This is a genomic window from Microvirga sp. BF8 (genome assembly GCF_059888585.1).
On the sequence record NZ_CM187619.1, the window covers coordinates 1,197,574 to 1,215,393 of the forward strand.

At 64.7% G+C, this 17,820-nt stretch carries 12 protein-coding genes; 9 read left to right on the forward strand and 3 right to left on the reverse strand.

Annotated features, from left to right (window positions below):
* Positions 1 to 63: 63 nt before the first annotated feature.
* Positions 64 to 1,329 (reverse strand): hypothetical protein, encoded by a 1,266-nt coding sequence (locus tag AC522E_RS05655; RefSeq protein ID WP_500749407.1) that lies wholly within the window; start codon positions 1,327 to 1,329, stop codon positions 64 to 66.
* Between the two features lie 405 nt (positions 1,330 to 1,734).
* Here AC522E_RS05655 and cckA point away from each other — a divergent pair, with 405 nt between their 5' ends.
* The 6 genes from cckA (at position 1,735) to AC522E_RS05685 (ending at position 12,568) form a co-directional block, all read left to right on the forward strand.
* The gene (gene cckA, locus AC522E_RS05660; protein WP_500749408.1) at positions 1,735 to 4,254 is read left to right on the forward strand and encodes a cell cycle histidine kinase CckA; all 2,520 of its coding nucleotides are present in this window, start codon (positions 1,735 to 1,737) and stop codon (positions 4,252 to 4,254) included.
* A 196-nt stretch (positions 4,255 to 4,450) separates the two neighbouring features.
* Complete coding sequence (gene recA / locus AC522E_RS05665) at positions 4,451 to 5,542, forward strand: recombinase RecA (RefSeq protein WP_500749409.1); 1,092 nt, start codon at positions 4,451 to 4,453, stop codon at positions 5,540 to 5,542.
* Positions 5,543 to 5,797: 255 nt separating this feature from the next.
* Positions 5,798 to 8,449, forward strand: a complete 2,652-nt coding sequence (gene alaS / locus AC522E_RS05670) for an alanine--tRNA ligase (RefSeq protein ID WP_500749410.1) — start codon at positions 5,798 to 5,800, stop codon at positions 8,447 to 8,449.
* An 82-nt stretch (positions 8,450 to 8,531) separates the two neighbouring features.
* The gene (locus AC522E_RS05675) at positions 8,532 to 9,626 is read left to right on the forward strand and encodes a cyclic nucleotide-gated ion channel (protein WP_500750598.1); all 1,095 of its coding nucleotides are present in this window, start codon (positions 8,532 to 8,534) and stop codon (positions 9,624 to 9,626) included.
* Positions 9,627 to 9,711: 85 nt separating this feature from the next.
* Entirely contained in the window at positions 9,712 to 11,688 is a 1,977-nt protein-coding gene (locus AC522E_RS05680) for a vWA domain-containing protein (protein WP_500749411.1), read from the forward strand.
* Between the two features lie 115 nt (positions 11,689 to 11,803).
* Positions 11,804 to 12,568 (forward strand): SDR family oxidoreductase, encoded by a 765-nt coding sequence (locus AC522E_RS05685; RefSeq protein WP_500749412.1) that lies wholly within the window; start codon positions 11,804 to 11,806, stop codon positions 12,566 to 12,568.
* A 71-nt stretch (positions 12,569 to 12,639) separates the two neighbouring features.
* On the opposite strand, the gene AC522E_RS05690 is transcribed toward AC522E_RS05685, so the two are convergent.
* A complete protein-coding gene (locus tag AC522E_RS05690; protein WP_500749413.1) occupies positions 12,640 to 13,107 on the reverse strand; it encodes a GFA family protein in 468 nt (155 codons plus the stop codon).
* A gap of 51 nt (positions 13,108 to 13,158) precedes the next feature.
* Positions 13,159 to 13,347, reverse strand: a complete 189-nt coding sequence (locus AC522E_RS05695) for a hypothetical protein (protein WP_500749414.1) — start codon at positions 13,345 to 13,347, stop codon at positions 13,159 to 13,161.
* 24 nt (positions 13,348 to 13,371) lie between these two features.
* Between AC522E_RS05695 and AC522E_RS05700 the strand changes: the two genes are divergently transcribed.
* The 3 genes from AC522E_RS05700 (at position 13,372) to ligD (ending at position 17,799) form a co-directional block, all read left to right on the forward strand.
* On the forward strand, positions 13,372 to 13,911 hold the full coding sequence (locus tag AC522E_RS05700) for a hypothetical protein (RefSeq protein WP_500749415.1): 540 nt from the start codon (positions 13,372 to 13,374) through the stop codon (positions 13,909 to 13,911).
* A gap of 413 nt (positions 13,912 to 14,324) precedes the next feature.
* A complete protein-coding gene (ku, locus tag AC522E_RS05705; protein ID WP_500749416.1) occupies positions 14,325 to 15,230 on the forward strand; it encodes a non-homologous end joining protein Ku in 906 nt (301 codons plus the stop codon).
* Between the two features lie 4 nt (positions 15,231 to 15,234).
* Positions 15,235 to 17,799, forward strand: coding sequence for a DNA ligase D (gene ligD / locus AC522E_RS05710; RefSeq protein ID WP_500749417.1), 2,565 nt, complete (start codon positions 15,235 to 15,237; stop codon positions 17,797 to 17,799).
* Positions 17,800 to 17,820 lie beyond the last annotated feature (21 nt).

The window sequence follows — 17,820 nt, forward strand, 5'->3', positions numbered from 1 at the left end:
AAGGGCTCCGGTAACGGAGCCCTTCTTGTTTGGGTCTTTAGGATCGCGCGCGCTGCAGGCGGCTCAGCTCTTGCTGTCAGGGCTCCGCGGGCGGCCGAGGAGGCGGGCGAACTCCGCCTCGATCTCTTCCACCGAGAAGGGATCGCTCACCTTTTGCGCCGGGGCCGGTTGAGCGGGGGCGGGGGGAAGCGGAGGCGCAGGATGCGGCTCGGCCGTGGTCCGCATGGGCTCCGGAATGGAATGCCGCGGTTCGATCCTCTCCGCGACGGGCGCTGCATGCGACGCCGGCTCGTCCTTTTCCGGTGCCGCGACCGGCTCCAGGAGTTCGTCCTCGTCCAGGTCCGCATGGCCGGCGGGCGGTGCTGTTTCCGTCTCCGCCTCGACAGCAGCCGGCGGGACTGGCGCCGGCGCGATCGACGGCGCAGGAACGGGCTGTGCCGGACGCTTCAGGGCCTCTTCGAGCTGCTTGGCCATGTCCGACAGGATAGCGGCGTCGGGCGCTTTCGCTTCGGCGGCGTCCGGTTGCACGGGGCGCACGACCTCGGGAGCTGATGCGAGGGCGGCCGGTGGCGAGGGCGGCACGGGAGTCGGACGTGACTGGAAAGGCGGCGGCGCGACGTCGGGGCGCGGCTCGGGGCGCGACGGTTCGGGGCGGGTTTCCGGGCGCACGGAAGGGGGCGCCTGGAAGGCAGGCGTCGCAGGTGCGCGAAGGAAGCTCGACGGCTGCGGCTGCGGATGAGAGGGCAGGGGCTCCACGGAGGACGCCGAGGTGACCGTCACGTGATCCGGCTTCAGGACAGGTTCGGGCCGCGCTGGTGCCGGCGCAGTGACCGAGGCGACGGGAGCCAGCTCCTGATCGATGTCGGATTCCTCAGACGGGCGCCGGATGAAGGCACCGAGTTGGGCGGCGAGCTGCGTCTCGATGGATGGGCGGGCAGCGGGCTCGACCTGCGGACGGGCGGCCTGGTCGAAAGTCGGCTCGAAACGCTCGGGCGCGTTTTCCGCCACGGGAGCGGGAATGCGCGCGCCTGCGACGCGGACGATGTTGGTCTCGATCACGACGTCGTTGAGGCCGCCGATGAGCAGGAGATGCTCCACGTTGTCCCGGCGCAGGAGAACGAGCTGACGCTGGCGGTCGAGGTCGTAGATATCGACGACGCCGAGTCGCGGCTGACGGCTGCGGCCCCGGTCATGGCCAGGGATCATGAGGCGTCCGCCCGTCAGTTTGCGAAGAACCAAGCCGAAGAGCGCAACCAATACCAGGATGATCGCAAATGCGATCACGTATTGGGCGGCCCGTGACGCTTCGATACCTAAAAGAGATGACACGATGAACTCTCAAGCGTTGTTCAGACCTTGTCAGGCCCTATTCTTGACGCCGTTTGTACCACATCGGGCACCAAAGCCAGCGGCAAGGTTAACAGATGGTTAACGCCCTGGACGTGAAGCGAGGGCGCAGGTGGCGAAAACGAACGAATGGCGGCAGAAACCCTTGCCAAGGCCTTCTTTGTAAAGGCAGATGTGGTTCAGGGCTCGGAAATCACAAGGCCTGGATGTCTGCAAGGGGCGTCCGGCTATTGTTCCTGCCCATGCCGGCACCTTAGAGGTCGGTCAATAAATTCCGGATAGCCTGGGCGGAAGAAGGCATGGCCGGTCACCCCGCTCAAGCCGTGTCGTGAAGCCTAACGCGCCATTCCTTGGAGATACTGAAGTCCCATGGCTCACCAGGGCGAGATGCCAAAGAGCGCAACGATCGACCGCTCCGACCGTCCCGGCCATATCGGGCTGGTCCTGCTGCTCGCCGGCATTCTCGTCGGCGCCATTCTGGGCTTGCGCTTTCTCGAGACCGGTCAGGCGCAGATCCTGATTCTCAGCCTCCTCGCCTTCTTCGCGATGGCCGGCGTCTTCTTCCTTTTCGCTTCAGCCATCGGCGTCATCCGCTTCGCGGGCCATTCCATTCGCAACGACATTACGAAATCGATGGCGGACACCTCCGCGGATGGCGTGGTCGTCATCGAGGACGATGGCCGGGTTGTCTATGCCAACGAAACCTATCTCGCACTCTCGGGCTCTTCCGCCGGTGGCGACGTGCGGCCGGTGGAACGGCTGTTCACCGGTGCGCCGGAAGTCTCGGAGGCGATCTATCGCCTGTCCCAGGCCGCCCGCGAGCACCGCACCGGGGCGGAGGAGATCCGCCTGTCGCCCTCGCTCGACGGATCGCAGGAGTTCGGCTGGTACCGTGTCCGCGTCAGGCCCCTGCCGCGTCCGGGAGGGCGCCGGGCATCCCTGTGGATCATCGCCGATGTGACCCATGAGCGCGAACGGCAGGAAAACGTCTTTCAGGAATTACAGCACGCGATCGACTATCTCGATCACGCGCCAGCCGGCTTCCTCTCCATCGATCCGGCCGGACAGATCATCTATCTCAACGCCACCCTGGCCTCCTGGCTCGATTACGACCTCGCCCAGGTGGGGTCGGGGGGGCTGAGCCTCTCCGACATCGTGCCGCGCAACGTGGTGGCGATGATGACGTCCTTCTCCGGCGAGCCGGGCAGCGTGCGCACCGAGACCTTCGATCTCGACCTGCGCCGCCGCAGCGGCCAGTCCCTGCCGGTCCGCCTGTATCACCGCATCGCCTTCGGGCAGAACGGCCGCATGGGCGCGTCGCGGACCCTCGTCCTCAACCGCTCCCCCGGCCTCGACGTGGACGAGGGCCAGCGCGCGGCGGAGGTACGCTTCGCCCGCTTCTTCAACAACACGCCGATCGCCATCGCGACCGTGAATCGCGCCGGTCGGGTCCTTCAGGCCAACGCGCCCTTCACGAAGCTGTTCGGCGCCCTGCCGCGGACGGGCGAGAACGGGGAGGGGCCGACGATCGCCGCGGCGTTCCGCGACGGGGAGGGCGCGCAGGTTGAGGCAGCGCTCAGGGCGGCCGCCGAGAACCGCAGCGACATCCAGCCCCTCGAATTGCATACGGCGGGCAGCAACGGCAGTTCTGTCCGGGTGTGGGTCACGTCGGTCGATGTCGCCGGCACGGATGGCGAGAGCGCCATCCTCTATGCCCTCGACACGACCGATTTCCGCAAGGTGGAGGAGCAGCTCGCCCAGTCGCAGAAGATGAACGCGGTCGGCCAGCTCGCCGGCGGCGTGGCGCACGATTTCAACAACGTGCTCCAGGCGATCATCGGCTACAGCGATCTCCTCCTCGGCAACCACCGGCCGACAGACCCATCCTTCCAGGACATCATGCAGATCAAGCAGAACGCGAACCGGGCCGCGAGCCTTGTGCGCCAGCTGCTTGCCTTTTCGCGCCGCCAGACCCTGCGTCCGGAGGTGCTCAATCTCAACGACCGGCTCTACGACCTCTCCATGCTGCTCAAGCGCCTTCTCGGCGAGCGGGTCGAACTCGATCTCAGCCACGGCCGCGACCTGTGGTTCGTGAAGGCCGACCTGAACCAGTTCGAGCAGGTCGTCATGAACCTGGCGGTGAACGCTCGCGACGCCATGCCGGACGGCGGCAAGCTGTCGATCCGCACGGCGAACGTCGCTGCCTCCGAGGCTGCCCGCCTCTACGTGAGCGGCATGCCGCCGGCCGATTACGTGATGGTCGAGGTGGCGGATACCGGCACGGGCATGGCCTCCGAGGTTCTCGAGAAGATCTTCGAGCCCTTCTTCACCACGAAGGAAGTGGGCAAGGGCACCGGCCTCGGCCTGTCCACCGTGTTCGGCATCGTCAAGCAGTCCGGCGGCTTCATCGACGTGGATTCGAAGGTCGGCGGCGGCACGATCTTCCGCATCTATCTGCCGCGCCATATCCCCGAGGCCGAGGAGCTTCCGGAGACCGTCAAGGAGGACACCGCCAAGAAGCCCGCCGCCGACATGACCGGGCAGGGCACCATCCTGCTCGTGGAGGACGAGGATCCTGTCCGCGCCGTCAACGCCCGCGCCCTGTCCGCCCGGGGCTACACGGTGCTGGAGGCGGCCTCCGGCATCGAGGCGCTTCAGGTCATGGAGGAGCGCGGCGAGCCGGTCGACCTCGTGGTCTCGGACGTGGTGATGCCGGAAATGGATGGCCCGACGCTCCTCGGCGAACTGCGCCGGCTCTATCCGGACCTGAAGGTGATCTTCGTCTCCGGCTATGCCGAGGACGCCTTCCGCAAGAACCTGCCCGAGGGCGAGGAGTTCAACTTCCTCCCGAAGCCCTTCAGCCTGCGGCAGCTGGTGGAGACGGTGAAGCAGGTGATGGGGCGGTGAACGCGGGTGCAGTGCCCCTGGTAGCAGGGGTTCACACGCTGCCCTGACCGTCGGGTCCGAAGGGCTGCGCATCTCTGTGAATAAAGTTGCTTCAGAACAAAAAAGGAACTTGCTTCCGAGAACAAAAAGGGTACATATATGCCCTCAACATCGCGTTGAGATTCAGCCTCCCTCCGTGCCATAAGGATGCTTGGTCATGTCGCAGTCTTCTTTGAGACTGGTGGAAAGTTCATCAATGGATAAAGACAAGTCGAAAGCTCTCGACGCGGCGCTCTCCCAGATCGAACGCGCCTTCGGTAAGGGCTCGATCATGCGGCTGGGCAAGGGGCAGCAGCCGGTTGAGATCGAGACCATCTCGACCGGCTCCCTCGGCCTGGATATCGCACTTGGCGTCGGCGGCCTGCCGCGCGGGCGCATCATCGAGATCTACGGTCCGGAATCGTCGGGTAAGACGACGCTCGCCCTGCACACCATCGCCGAGGCCCAGAAGAAGGGCGGCGTCTGCGCCTTCGTGGACGCAGAGCATGCGCTCGATCCGGTCTATGCCCGCAAGCTCGGGGTCAACCTGGACGACCTCCTGATCTCCCAGCCCGATACGGGCGAGCAGGCCCTCGAGATCGCCGATACGCTGGTGCGCTCCGGCGCAGTCGACGTCCTGGTCATCGACTCGGTGGCGGCCCTCACCCCGAAGGCCGAACTCGACGGCGAGATGGGCGAGGTCCAGCCCGGTCTCCAGGCCCGCCTCATGAGCCAGGCCCTGCGCAAGCTCACCGGTTCGATCTCGCGCTCGAACACGATGGTGATCTTCATCAACCAGATCCGCATGAAGATCGGCGTCATGTACGGCTCGCCGGAGACCACCACGGGCGGCAACGCCCTGAAGTTCTACGCGTCCGTGCGTCTCGACATCCGCCGCATCTCGACCCTCAAGGATCGCGACGACCCGATCGGCAACTCCGTGCGCGTCAAGGTGGTCAAGAACAAGGTCGCGCCGCCCTTCAAGCAGGTCGAGTTCGACATCATGTTCGGCGAGGGCGTCTCGAAGGTGGGCGAACTCATCGATCTCGGCGTCAAGGCCGGCATCGTCGAGAAGTCCGGAGCCTGGTTCTCCTATGACAGCCAGCGTCTCGGCCAGGGGCGCGAGAACTCGAAGCAGTTCCTGCGCGACAATCCGGAGGTCGCCAACAAGATCGAAGGCCTGATCCGCCAGAATGCCGGCCTTCTCGCCGACCGGATCCTGGAGCAGGCGACGCCGACCGCGGACGACCTCGACGAGGGCACCGAATAAGAGATTTGCTCTCCTTCAAGGGCAAAAGGCAGGCCGTCGCGAGCGATCGCGGCGGTCTTTCCGTTTGCTCGCCTCGGCAGAACCGGGGCGCGGAGAACTCTCACCGATAGGACGAAGCCGAGAGTCGTGTCTGTGCCAAGGTGAACCACGCGCAGGCATCCCGATTCGAATGCCTCGACAGCGCCCCAGCCTGCGTCTAAAACCGCCTCCGCAATATTTTTTGGGCCCTGGCCTCCATTCCGAGCTTTGAATTCCATGAGCGGCGTCAACGAAATCCGGTCGACCTTTCTCGATTACTTCGCCAAGAACGGCCATGAGGTCGTGGCCTCGAGCCCGCTCGTGCCCCGCAACGACCCGACCCTGATGTTCACCAACGCGGGCATGGTGCAGTTCAAGAACGTCTTCACCGGGGCGGAGAAGCGTCCCTACAGTCGCGCGACGACGGCGCAGAAATGCGTTCGCGCGGGCGGCAAGCACAACGATCTCGACAATGTGGGCTATACGGCGCGTCACCACACCTTCTTCGAGATGCTGGGCAACTTCTCCTTCGGCGATTACTTCAAGGAACGGGCTATCGAGCTTGCCTGGAACCTGATCACCAAGGAATTTGACCTTCCCAAGGACAAGCTCCTCGTCACCGTCTATCACGATGACGATGATGCGGCGAACCTGTGGAAGAAGATCGCCGGCTTCCCGGATTCCAAGATCATCCGCATCCCGACCTCCGACAATTTCTGGCAGATGGGCGATACCGGCCCCTGCGGCCCGTGCTCGGAAATCTTCATCGACCAGGGCGAGACCCTCTGGGGCGGACCGCCCGGCAGCCCGGAGGAGGATGGCGACCGGTTCCTGGAATTCTGGAACCTCGTCTTCATGCAATACGAGCAGATCGAGCCGGGCAACCGCATCGGGCTGCCCAAGCCCTCCATCGACACCGGCATGGGGCTGGAGCGCATTTCTGCCATCCTCCAGGGCGTCCATTCCAACTACGATACGGACCTGTTCCGGGCCCTGATCGAGGCGGTCGCCCATGCGACGGGCGTCGCGCCGGAGGGCGACCGCAAGGCGTCGCACCGGGTGATCGCCGACCATCTGCGCGCTTCCTCGTTCCTGGTCGCGGATGGCGTCCTGCCCTCCAACGAGGGCCGTGGCTACGTGCTCCGCCGCATCATGCGCCGCGCCATGCGTCATGCTCAGCTGCTGGGCTCCCGCGATCCGCTCATGTACCGTCTCGTGCCGACCCTCGTGCGCGAGATGGGGCAGGCCTATCCCGAGCTCGTGCGCGCCGAGGCACTCATCACAGAAACGCTCAAGCTCGAGGAAAGCCGCTTCCGTAAGACCCTCGAACGCGGCCTCTCGATCCTCGACGAGGAGACCCGGAGCCTGACGACGGGCGAGAATCTCTCCGGCGAGACTGCCTTCACGCTCTACGATACCTACGGGTTCCCCCTCGACCTGACGCAGGATGCTTTGAAGCCGCGCGGCATTGGCGTCGACCTGCCGGCGTTCAACGCCGCCATGGAGCGTCAGCGCGAGAAAGCGCGTGCCGCATGGTCCGGCTCGGGCGAGGCAGCCACCGAGACGGTCTGGTTCGGGGTCAAGGAGCGCGTCGGCGCGTCCGAGTTCCTCGGCTATGACACCGAGATCGCCGAGGGCCTCGTTCTCGCTTTGCTCAAGGACGGGCAGGAAGTGACGGAACTCAAGGCCGGCGAGACTGGCCTCGTCATCCTCAACCAGACCCCGTTCTACGGCGAATCCGGCGGCCAGGTCGGCGACACGGGCATCATGCAGGGCGAGGGCGCCCGGCTGCGCGTGACCGGCACCGAGAAGAAGCTCGGCGACCTCTTCGTGCATCACGTCCTCGTCGAGCACGGGACGCTGAAGCTCAGCCAGTCCCTGGAGCTGACTGTCGATCACAGCCGGCGCTCGGCGATCCGCGCCAACCATTCGGCGACCCATCTCCTGCACGAGGCGCTGCGGCAGGTCCTCGGCGATCACGTGGCGCAGAAGGGGTCGCTCGTCGCGCCCGACCGTCTGCGCTTCGATTTCAGCCATCCCAAACCGATGGGCGAGGACGAGTTGGCCGAGGTCGAGACCATCGCCAATCGCGTGCTGCTGCAGAATGAGCCGGTCGTCACCAAGCTCATGGGCGTGGAAGAGGCCATCGAATCCGGCGCCCGCGCTCTCTTCGGGGAGAAATACGGCGAGGAAGTGCGGGTCGTGTCCATGGGCAAGGCCGACGGCAACAGGACCTTCTCTGTAGAGCTGTGCGGCGGCACGCACGTGAACCGCACCGGCGACATCGGCTTCATCACCATCGTTTCCGAAGGCGCGGTCGCGGCGGGCGTGCGCCGGCTCGAGGCCATGACGGGTGACGCGGCAAGGCACCATCTCGAAGACGGGAGCCGCAAGCTCCGCGAGATTGCTGGCCTTCTCAAGACGCCTGTCGACGAGGCGTCCGAACGTCTTGCAGCCCTGCTCGAAGACAAGCGCAAGCTCGAGCGCGAGCTGACGGAGGCGCGCCGCAAGCTTGCCATGGGCGGTGGCTCCGGCGAGAGCGAGCCGGTTCGGGATGTGGGCGGCATCAAGCTCATGGCCCGCGCGGTCTCCGGCATCGAGATGAAGGACCTCAAGAGTCTCGCCGACGAGGGCAAGAAGCGCCTCGGCTCCGGCGTGGTTGCCATCGTGGGCGTCGCGGAGGACGGCAAGGCCGGCATCGTCGTGGGCGTTACCGAGGATCTCACGGGCAAGGTCGATGCGGTCAGCCTCGTCCGCGCTGGCGCCGAGAAGCTCGGCGGCAAGGGTGGCGGTGGTCGGCGCGACATGGCGCAGGCAGGCGGTCCCGACGGGGCCCAGGCCGAGGCCGCGCTCGCGGCGGTCGAGGCGGCGCTCGCTACGGCCGCGTGAGGGCGCTGCCGTGGCCCGGGAGCGAGCGCACCCGACACGGCATCGGACCTACGAAATTTTGGAACGGAGCAGCGTGGACGACATGACCGTCCACGCGGTCCACGTTTTTCTCATCGTCCTCATCGTCGTCAACGTGACGGCGGTCGTGCTCGAAAGCGAGCCGTCCTTTCACCTGGCGTACAGGTGGCTTTTCATCGCCATCGAAGTTCTCAGCGGGTTCGTCTTCACAGTCGAATATGCAGCCCGCCTCTGGTGCGCACCGGAGCATGCGCCCTGGCGGCACATGAGGCCATGGCATGCCCGGCTCAGATGGGCACTCCACCCGCAATCGATCATCGATCTGCTCGCGATCCTGCCGTTTTATCTCGTGTACCTGGATGTCGGCGGACTGCGCGCGTTCCTTCTGCTCCGGCTCTTCCGGTTCTTCAAGCTGGCTCGTTATTCGCCCGGACTGACGAGTCTGATGGAGGCGATCTATTCCGAGCGCCGGGCATTGATCGCCTGTGGAGTCATTCTACTTGGCGCGGTTCTTCTGGCGGCGACCGCGATGAACCTCGCCGAGCGCGACGCCCAGCCCGACAAATTCGGTACCATTCCCGACGCGATGTATTGGGCGATCCTGACCTTGACGACGGTGGGATACGGCGACGTGGTCCCCGTGACGCCCGTGGGGCGTCTCATCGCAGGGATCGCGGCCGTGGCCGGCCTCATCATGCTCGCGCTTCCGGTCGGCATCATCGCCAGCGCCTTCTCGCGAGAAATTCATCGGCGCGACTTCATTATCACATGGAGCATGGTGGCGCGGGTGCCGCTCTTCGCCGATCTCAGCGTCGAAGAGGTCGCCTCCGTCATGCACCGGCTCCGCTCGCAGAGCTGCGGGCCGGGGGAAATCGTGGTCCACAAGGGCGAGTATGCCCATGCCATGTACCTGATCGCCGCGGGCGAAGTCGAGCTTCTGCTGCCAGGCGAAGCCGTCAGGCTCGGCCCGGGCGATTTCTTCGGCGAGAAGGGTGTGCTGGAGCGCCGCCGCCGTCGCATCACCGTCAGAGCCGCCACGCCCTGCAAGCTGCTTGTCCTCGATGCGGAGGAACTGCGCCAGCTCATGGCGGAGAATGCCACTATGGCGCAGCACCTGTATCATGCGATGCAGGAGCGCGACGACCGGCAGGCAACCTGAAGATTTCCTTTGGGTTTCCACCAAGCTTGACTTGACGGAAGCTGCATTATCCTCGATGCCTCGCCGAGCATTTGGATACGTTACAATGAAAAGATTCAGCGCGGCGGTTGTTGTTTTTCTCGGCGCTTTCTTCGCAATGGCGCAAGGGAATGCCCAGGAGAAGGGCGCCTCATCCACGGTCCTCGTCATCGACGCCTCGAACAGCATGTGGGCGCGGATCGATGGCAAGCCAAAGATGGACATTGCCCGGGACGCGGTCGCGTCCCTGGTCGAGTCCCTGCCGAAGGGGGCTCGTCTCGGTATTGTCGCCTATGGGCATCGCCGCGCGGGCGATTGTGGCGATATCGAAACGGCGCTGCCGGTCAGACCCGTCGACAAAGCCAGGATCCAGTCCGTCGTCAGCCGGCTCATGCCACGGGGCAAGACGCCGATTACAGCCTCGCTGAGGCAAGCCGCCGGCCTGCTGGATGCGGGAAAGCCGGGCGGCGTCATCATCGTCACGGATGGGATCGAGACCTGCAAGGGCGATCCCTGTGCGCTGGCCGAGGACCTGAAGCGCAGGAATGCCGGTTTCGTCGCGCATGTGGTCGGGTTCGACCTCTCTGCCGGGGAGCGCGCGAAGCTGTCCTGCATCGCGGAGCGGACGGGCGGGACTTTCGTCGCGGCTTCCAATGCCGGCGAACTCGGCGAGGCCCTGAAGACGACGGCCAAGGCAAAGCCGAAAGCGGCGGCCGTCACCCGCGCGATTCCCCTCGAGGCCACGGATGGCGGGCACCCGGTTCCCGAGGCGACCTTCACCATCGTCCGGAGCGGCGACGCGGGCGCGGTTGCCGAGGGCATTTCCGGTTCGGTGTCTCTCCCGCCGGGCCGCTACCGGGTCTCGGCGGTGACGGCTGCGAAATCCGGCCAGTCCGAGGTCGAGGTCACGAAGGATGCGCCTGCCAGGATCACGGTTGCACTCTCCACGAACCTGCCGAAGGCGAGCCTTCAGCCGGCCAGCACGAGCGTTCCCGCCACGGCATCGCTCGAGGTGAAATGGTCGGGCCCCAATGCCAAGGACGACTACATCGCCGTCGCACGCTCCAATGGCGAGACTTTGGAAACGAGGCACTACACCTACACGAGCGAGGGCAATCCCCTGAAGGTGCGCGTACCTGGCGATGCGGGCGAGTACGAGCTCCACTATGTCTCGGACGCGACGGGCGCGATCCTGGCCCGGGCCAAAATCACCGTCACCCCGGTGACGGCCAGCCTCGATGCTCCGGCGAAGGGCATGGCAGGCGCGGAAATCCTCGTGGCGTTCAAGGGGCCGAATGCGCCCGAGGACTGGGTCGGACTGGCAAGTCCCGGAGCCGATGCGAGCACCTATCTGTCCGGCGCGTGGATCTACGCGGATAATGGTTCTCCCGCGAAGCTGACGCTGCCGGCGGAAGCGGGACCCTACGAGATCCGCTATGTGTCCGGCCTCGATCCCAAAATTCTCGCCACCAGGAAGATCGACGTGACGCCAGCCAGTGCCGGAGTGACAGCGCCATCGCGCGCGATGGCGGGAACGACCATCCAGGTCGACTTCCGCGGCTCGGGAAGCGGTGACACCTTCATCGGCATCGTCAAAAAAGCCGCGCCTGAGGCAGACTGGATTACGGGTTCCTACGAGCGGCCGGAAGGCGACCGGGTTTCCCTGCGCGTGCCTGGCGCTCCGGGCGAATACGAGGTGCGCTTCGTATTGGAAGCCAATGGGACCTACAAGGTTCTTGCCGCAGCGCCGCTGACGGTCGAACCCGCGGTGGCCACCCTCAGCGCTCCGGACCGGGTCAAGCGGGGTGCGCGGGTCGAGATCGCATTCACAGGTCCCAAGGGCGAAGGGGACTACATCGCCATCGAGCGCCCCGACGCGCGTTTCGACGCGTCCGGCCATTACGATTCCGTCACGCCCGACAGCTCCTCCGCTACGGTGGACGCGCCCGATGAGCCTGGAGCGTACGAGGTGCGCTATGTCATGGTCGCGCCCGGCGACGACGGGTACCGCGTGATTGCACGCAGACCGATGAAGGTCGATTAGGCCCGTCCGCGCTTTCTCCCGCCGCAGAAATCGTGCGGCGGAAACGGGTCGCTGGCGGACCCCGGATGTCGCAATTCCCTCTCCGGGCACAAGGTCCCGGAAGAGGGTTTCATCCATGACGACGCTTATGAACAAGACGGCAATCGTAACCGGCGCCAGCTCCGGCATCGGCTTCGCCACGGCGAAACTGTTTGCGCGGGAAGGGGCGAACGTGGTCGTCACGGCGCGGCGCAGCGACGCGCTGGACCGGCTGGTTGCGGACATTGAGGCGGGGGGAGGGCAGGCCTTCGCCGTCGCAGGCGACATTCGGGACGAGGCGCTGGCCCGCAAGCTCGTCGATACGGCGCTCGGCCGGTTCGGCGGGCTCGACATCGCCTTCAACAATGCGGGCATGAACGGTGAGATGGGCCCGACACCGGGGGTTTCGCTTGCCGGGTGGAACGAGACGCTTTCCGTCAATCTCACAGGAGCCTTTCTCGGCGCCAAGTATCAGATTCCGGCCATGCTCGAACGGGGAGGCGGCTCGGTGATCTTCACGTCGACCTTCGTTGGCCACACGGCCGGCATGCCGGGCGTCGCTGCGTATGCGGCAAGCAAGTCCGGACTGATCGGGCTCACTCAGGCGCTTGCAACCGAGTTCGGGCCGAAGGGCATCCGCGTCAATGCACTGCTGCCGGGAGGCACCGACACGCTGATGGCCGAGGCCTGGGTTCCGACGCCGGAAGCGAAAGCGTTCGTGGAAGGGCTCCACGCGCTCAAGCGGCGCGCCCGTCCCGAGGAGATCGCGCAATCAGCGCTCTATCTGGCATCCGACGCATCGAGTTTCACGACAGGCATCGCGCTTCTCGCGGATGGGGGTGTGTCCATCAACCGGACCTGACCGCGCTGGTCTTCGCCGTTGAGCGCATGGCGAAAAGGCGGGCTGAGGGGCGTCGCACGCTGCGATGCTCCTCAGTCGTGATCCGGATGCTGGCGCGACGCCATGGTGGCCAGCTCCTCCTGCGTCGCGATCTCCTCCGTGCGCTCGCCCGGAAGGGTATGCAGGATTGCGAAATCGGGCAGCATGCTCTCGACACCGTATTGGATTGCGGGCCTGACACGGGCCGGCTCGTCGAGGCTGCCGATGGAGACACTGATGCGGTCATGCGCCATGAAGCGATAGGTCAGCGGCGTGCCGCAATCCCTGCAGAAGCCGCGTTCGACGGCCTGTGAACTCTTGAATACGCCGGGCGCACCTTTCGTCCAGGCCAGGTCCTGCAGCGGCACGCCGGTGAACGGGGCGAAATAACTCCCGAATGCCTTCTGGCACATGCGGCAATGGCAGATGCTGGCATGGGTCGGCTCGGACATCAGCGCATAGCGCACCGCGCCGCACTGGCAACCGCCGGTCATGACGGGGCGGCTTTGCTGTTCAGACACACGGACCTCCCGGGATGAACGTGGAATCGACGCGTTCGGCGCTTGTGCCGATTACGCTCCGGATGGAGTGATCCTAGCCTGAAGATCTTCCACGGTCACGCCGGTCTTCTCAGCCAGGGCGTGCAGGGTCGCGTCGTGATCCCACGGTCGCTCGCCGCGCCGCGCCTCTTCGAAGAGACGGTGATATTCTCTCACGGCATAGTCCAGAGAAGTGTCGGGCGAGGCTTTGTCATTGCTCATCGGTGCATTCCCATCACACGGACCATGCCGTATCTGGTGCCGGCTTCCACCAAGGCAAGGACATTGTGCCGACACGGCCGGGGCATTGTTCCCGACAGCGGATGGCGCTTGAGGCTCGGATGCTTCTGCTCCAATGGCAGTGCATCGTCTGTTGTGGAAAACTCCGGTTCCGTCTTCAATGACATGGCCGCCGGCCCAGCACGGAGAAGGCTGGGAGATCCGGTGTCACGAACAGAGAGAGTGAAATTGCCCTACACGGTCATCGTCGCCGACAATTTCCACTATCAAGATCCGGACGAAGAATACATGGCTGGAACGTTCGAAACGGCAGAGCAGGCGCTGATCGAAGCCCGCAGGATCGTCGATCGTAGCCTTGCCGAGTCTTTCAAGGCTGGAATGAGCGCAGCCGGTCTTTTCGAACTCTACACGATGTTTGGCGAAGATCCCTATATCGTCGCCTCGGACGGAGCCGCCGACGTCTCGTTCAGTGCATGGGACTATGCGCGTTCGCGCGCGAGCGAGATCATCGCAGCCGCTCTCGGGACCGACGCCGCACAGCATTGAGTTCCGACACTCCGCATGCGTGGGTGGATGTTCCCTGGCGCATCTGGCCGGCCGCCGGCGCACGACGCACATGTCCCTTCGCATGGGGCAGTCGATCTCCGTCGCTCGGTCGCCTTTATGGTCGCGGACCGGGCGATTGCAGCGATCGGACGTCCTCGTTTTGGAACAAAATGCGAACATTTCCAGTCACCTTATTCGGCGCTGTCCCGATTCCGCGCTGAAGCATTCGTGTCCGAAGGCGTGGCAGCCATCCTGGTTTCGCCGATTCTGCCGCACTTTTCGGAAGAAAAACCCCAAGAAAAAATGATTCGGAACGACTCAATTTGAGTCGCGTTTGATTCGGGCTGGGGCCGGGAAGAGTCGGCGGAGAGTCGATATGACTCTGAGGCGCAAGTATTGCGAGGAGTATTACTATGGCAGCGCGGGCGATCTGGAAAGGTTACTTGAAGTTGTCCCTGGTGTCATGCGCTGTCGCGATCTATCCTTCGATCAATTCCTCAGCTCGGATCCGCTTCAATACGCTCAACCGCAAGACCGGAAACCGTGTCCAGCGGCAGTTCGTCGACGCGGAGACGGGTGATCCGGTCGAGCCCGAAGATCAGGTCAAAGGCTATCAGGTCGGCAAGGGCAACTACATCATGGTTGAGGACGAGGAACTCGATGCCCTCAAGCTCGAGAGCACCCACACCATCGATATCGAGGCCTTCATTCCCCGCCAGGAGGTGGACGAGCGATACCTCGACACGTCCTATTACATCGCTCCCGACGACCGGGTGGCGCAGGAGGCGTTCGCCGTCATCCGCGACGCCATCCGCGACAAGGGCATGGCCGGACTCGGCCGTGTCGTGATGGCGCGGCGCGAACGGCTGCTGCTGCTGGAGCCGCTCGACCAGGGGCTTGTTGGCACGACCCTTCATTCCGCGGCGGAGGTGCGCGACGAAAGCGGTATCTTCGAGGATATCCCGCAGGTCAAATATCCGAAGGAAATGCGCGATCTCGCAGTGCATATCATCGAAGGGAAGACGGCCCATTTCGATCCCAAGCTGTTCGAGGACCGCTACGAGAACGCCTTGATCGAACTCGTGCGCTCGAAGCAGGAGGGACATGCTGCAAAAGCCGTGTCGGCGCCGAAGCCCTCGAACGTGGTCAACCTCATGGATGCCCTGCGCCAGAGCCTCGCGGCGGAAAAGGGCGCATCCGGAGGACGGGCGGCCTCGCCATCCAAGGCGCCGGCGCGCGGGTCGGGGCGGAAGAAGAGCGCCACGAAAGGGTCCGCATCCAAGGCGCGGCGCTCCAAGAGCCTGAAGCGGGCGAGCTGACCGGATGGCCAGAGACACTCCTGCGAAAAAGCCGCGCACGGTTCCCAAGCGCAGGCGCGACGCGAGCGACTCGCTCAAGATCTACGATGCCAGACGCGATTTCTCCGTTACCAACGAGCCCAGGGGAAAGCGTGCGCGGACGAAAGGCAAACGCTTCGTCATACAGAAGCACGCCGCGCGGCGACTGCATTTCGATCTCAGGCTCGAACATGACGGCGTGCTGAAGAGTTGGGCCGTCACCCGGGGCCCGAGCCTCGTGCCGGGCGAGAAACGTCTGGCGATCCATACCGAGGATCACCCGCTCGATTACCTCTCCTTCGAAGGCGTCATTCCTGCCGGTCAATACGGTGGTGGAACGATGATCGTATGGGACGAGGGGTGTTGGAGTCCGGAAGGCGATGTCCGCGAGGGCTATGCGAAGGGGCACCTCACTTTCACCCTCGAAGGCCTCCGCCTGAAAGGGCGATGGCATCTTGTGCGCACGCGGCCGAAGCCGCGCGAGACCAAGGAGCAATGGCTGCTTCTGAAATCCGACGATGAATACGCCCGCAAAGTCGGCGAGCCCGAGATCGTGGACACGGAAACAACCTCCGTACTGTCGGGCCGCACCATCGAGGAGCTGGCCTGTGAGGGCGAGGTGCGCTCCGATCATGCCGCACGCGCCAAGGTCGGCGCGTCGCGCCCCAAGGACACGAAGCGCGGCAAGGCTGTCCCTGGTGCGAAGAAGGCGATTTTACCGCCTTTCGTCGAGCCGTGCCTCGCCAGGTTGGCCACCGCGCCGGCGGGTCCACAATGGCTTCATGAGATCAAGTTCGACGGCTATCGGTTGCAGGCGAGGATCGACGGCGGCACGGTGCGGCTGCTGACCCGGAAAGGTCTCGACTGGACGGCGAAGTTCCGTCCCATCGCCAGGGCCTTGAGGGATCTCAAGCTCTCCTCGGCGCTCATCGATGGCGAAGTCGTGGTCGAGGATGAATCCGGTGTCTCGAGCTTCTCGGCGCTGCAGCAGGACCTGATGGAAAATCGCATGGACCGCATGGCGTTCTACGCCTTCGATCTGCTCTACTGCGACGGGCGGGATCTGCGCGGAGCGACGCTCCTCGACCGCAAGTCCCTTCTCCAGCTTCTCCTCGACGATGTGCCGGCCGGTGGTGTTGTCAGGTTCAGCGATCACATTGCCGATGATGGCGCCTCCCTCATTCGCCATGCCTGTCGCATCGGGCTGGAAGGCATCGTCTCCAAGCGCGCGGACAAACCCTATCGATCGGGACGCAGCGACATCTGGATCAAGAGCAAGTGTACGCAACGGCAGGAATTCGTGATCGGCGGATATGTGGCCTCATCCACGAGCCGCAAGGCCGTCGGTTCGCTGATCCTCGGCTATTACGATGGCGACAGGCTCGTCCATGTGGGCCGCACAGGCACTGGCTTTACGGCTGCGGCAGCACAGGCGCTATGGTCCGATCTCGGTGCGCGGGACATTCCGGCCTCGCCCTTCGCCGGGCGCCTGACGACGGAAGCGCGGCGCGGGGCGCGCTGGGTCAGGCCCGAACTTGTCGCCGAAATCGAATATCGGGGGTGGACGCATGACGGAAACCTGCGCCACGCGGCCTTCAAGGGCCTGCGGGAGGACAAGGATCCGCGGGAGGTCGTGCGGGAGGATATCGCGGCCGGCCGCGTGCCGACCATGCCATCGTCTCGTCGTCCGGCGATGGAACTGACCCATCCCGACCGGTTGCTCTGGGAGGGGGAAGGTGTGACCAAGCTCGGATTGGCGGAGTTCTATGCCGACATCGCCGACTGGATCCTGCCACACATCGTCAACAGGCCATTGTCGCTCCTGCGCTGCCCATCGGGATCGCAGAAGGAGTGCTTCTTCCAGAAACATGCCTGGGCTGGATTGGACGAGGATCTCGTCCGACGGGTCGATATCGGCGGCGACGAGGTCCTTGCGATCCAGAACCTCGGTGGCCTCCTGGCCCTTGTGCAGGCTGGCGTCCTCGAGATTCATCCCTGGGGCTCGACCCTCGCCGCGATCGATAAGCCCGACAGGATGACCTTCGATCTCGATCCAGGCGACGATGTGCCATGGAGCGCCATCGCGGAAAGTGCAATGGAGGTCCGCGAGCGCCTGAGTGCGCTGGGCCTCGCAAGCTTCGTGAAGACCACGGGTGGAAAGGGCTTGCACGTGGTCGTGCCGCTAAGTCCGAAGGCGGGATGGGATCGGGTGAAGGACTTCGCCGGGCGCGTTGCCCTCGCGATGTCGAAGGACAATCCGGATCGCTATACAGCCACCATGGCGAAGCGAGCGCGGACCGGTAGGATCTTCATCGACTATCTTCGCAATGGACGTGGCGCGACGGCTGTTGCGGCCTACTCGACGCGGGCTCGTGGCGGGGCTCCAGTCTCGACGCCCATTGGGTGGGACGAGCTTCCTGCGCTGCGCAGCGGGCAGCAGTTCCGCATCGCGAATCTGCCCGGACGTCTGCAGAACCTGAGGCAGGATCCGTGGTCAGGTCTCGCGAAGCTCTCGCAGGACCTGACCGATCGCATGGTGCGGCGCCTTTGAGGTGCCGCCGCAGACGAGGCG

Coding starts and splice junctions, on each gene's coding strand:
- ligD (WP_500749417.1), top strand. CDS start 15,235: ATGGCCAGAGACACTCCTGCGAAAAAGCCGCGCACGGTTCCCAAGCGC.
- alaS (WP_500749410.1), top strand. CDS start 5,798: ATGAGCGGCGTCAACGAAATCCGGTCGACCTTTCTCGATTACTTCGCC.
- AC522E_RS05675 (WP_500750598.1), top strand. CDS start 8,532: ATGACCGTCCACGCGGTCCACGTTTTTCTCATCGTCCTCATCGTCGTC.
- AC522E_RS05700 (WP_500749415.1), top strand. CDS start 13,372: ATGCCGTATCTGGTGCCGGCTTCCACCAAGGCAAGGACATTGTGCCGA.
- recA (WP_500749409.1), top strand. CDS start 4,451: ATGTCGCAGTCTTCTTTGAGACTGGTGGAAAGTTCATCAATGGATAAA.
- ku (WP_500749416.1), top strand. CDS start 14,325: ATGGCAGCGCGGGCGATCTGGAAAGGTTACTTGAAGTTGTCCCTGGTG.
- AC522E_RS05685 (WP_500749412.1), top strand. CDS start 11,804: ATGACGACGCTTATGAACAAGACGGCAATCGTAACCGGCGCCAGCTCC.
- AC522E_RS05695 (WP_500749414.1), bottom strand. CDS start 13,347: ATGAGCAATGACAAAGCCTCGCCCGACACTTCTCTGGACTATGCCGTG.
- cckA (WP_500749408.1), top strand. CDS start 1,735: ATGCCAAAGAGCGCAACGATCGACCGCTCCGACCGTCCCGGCCATATC.
- AC522E_RS05680 (WP_500749411.1), top strand. CDS start 9,712: ATGAAAAGATTCAGCGCGGCGGTTGTTGTTTTTCTCGGCGCTTTCTTC.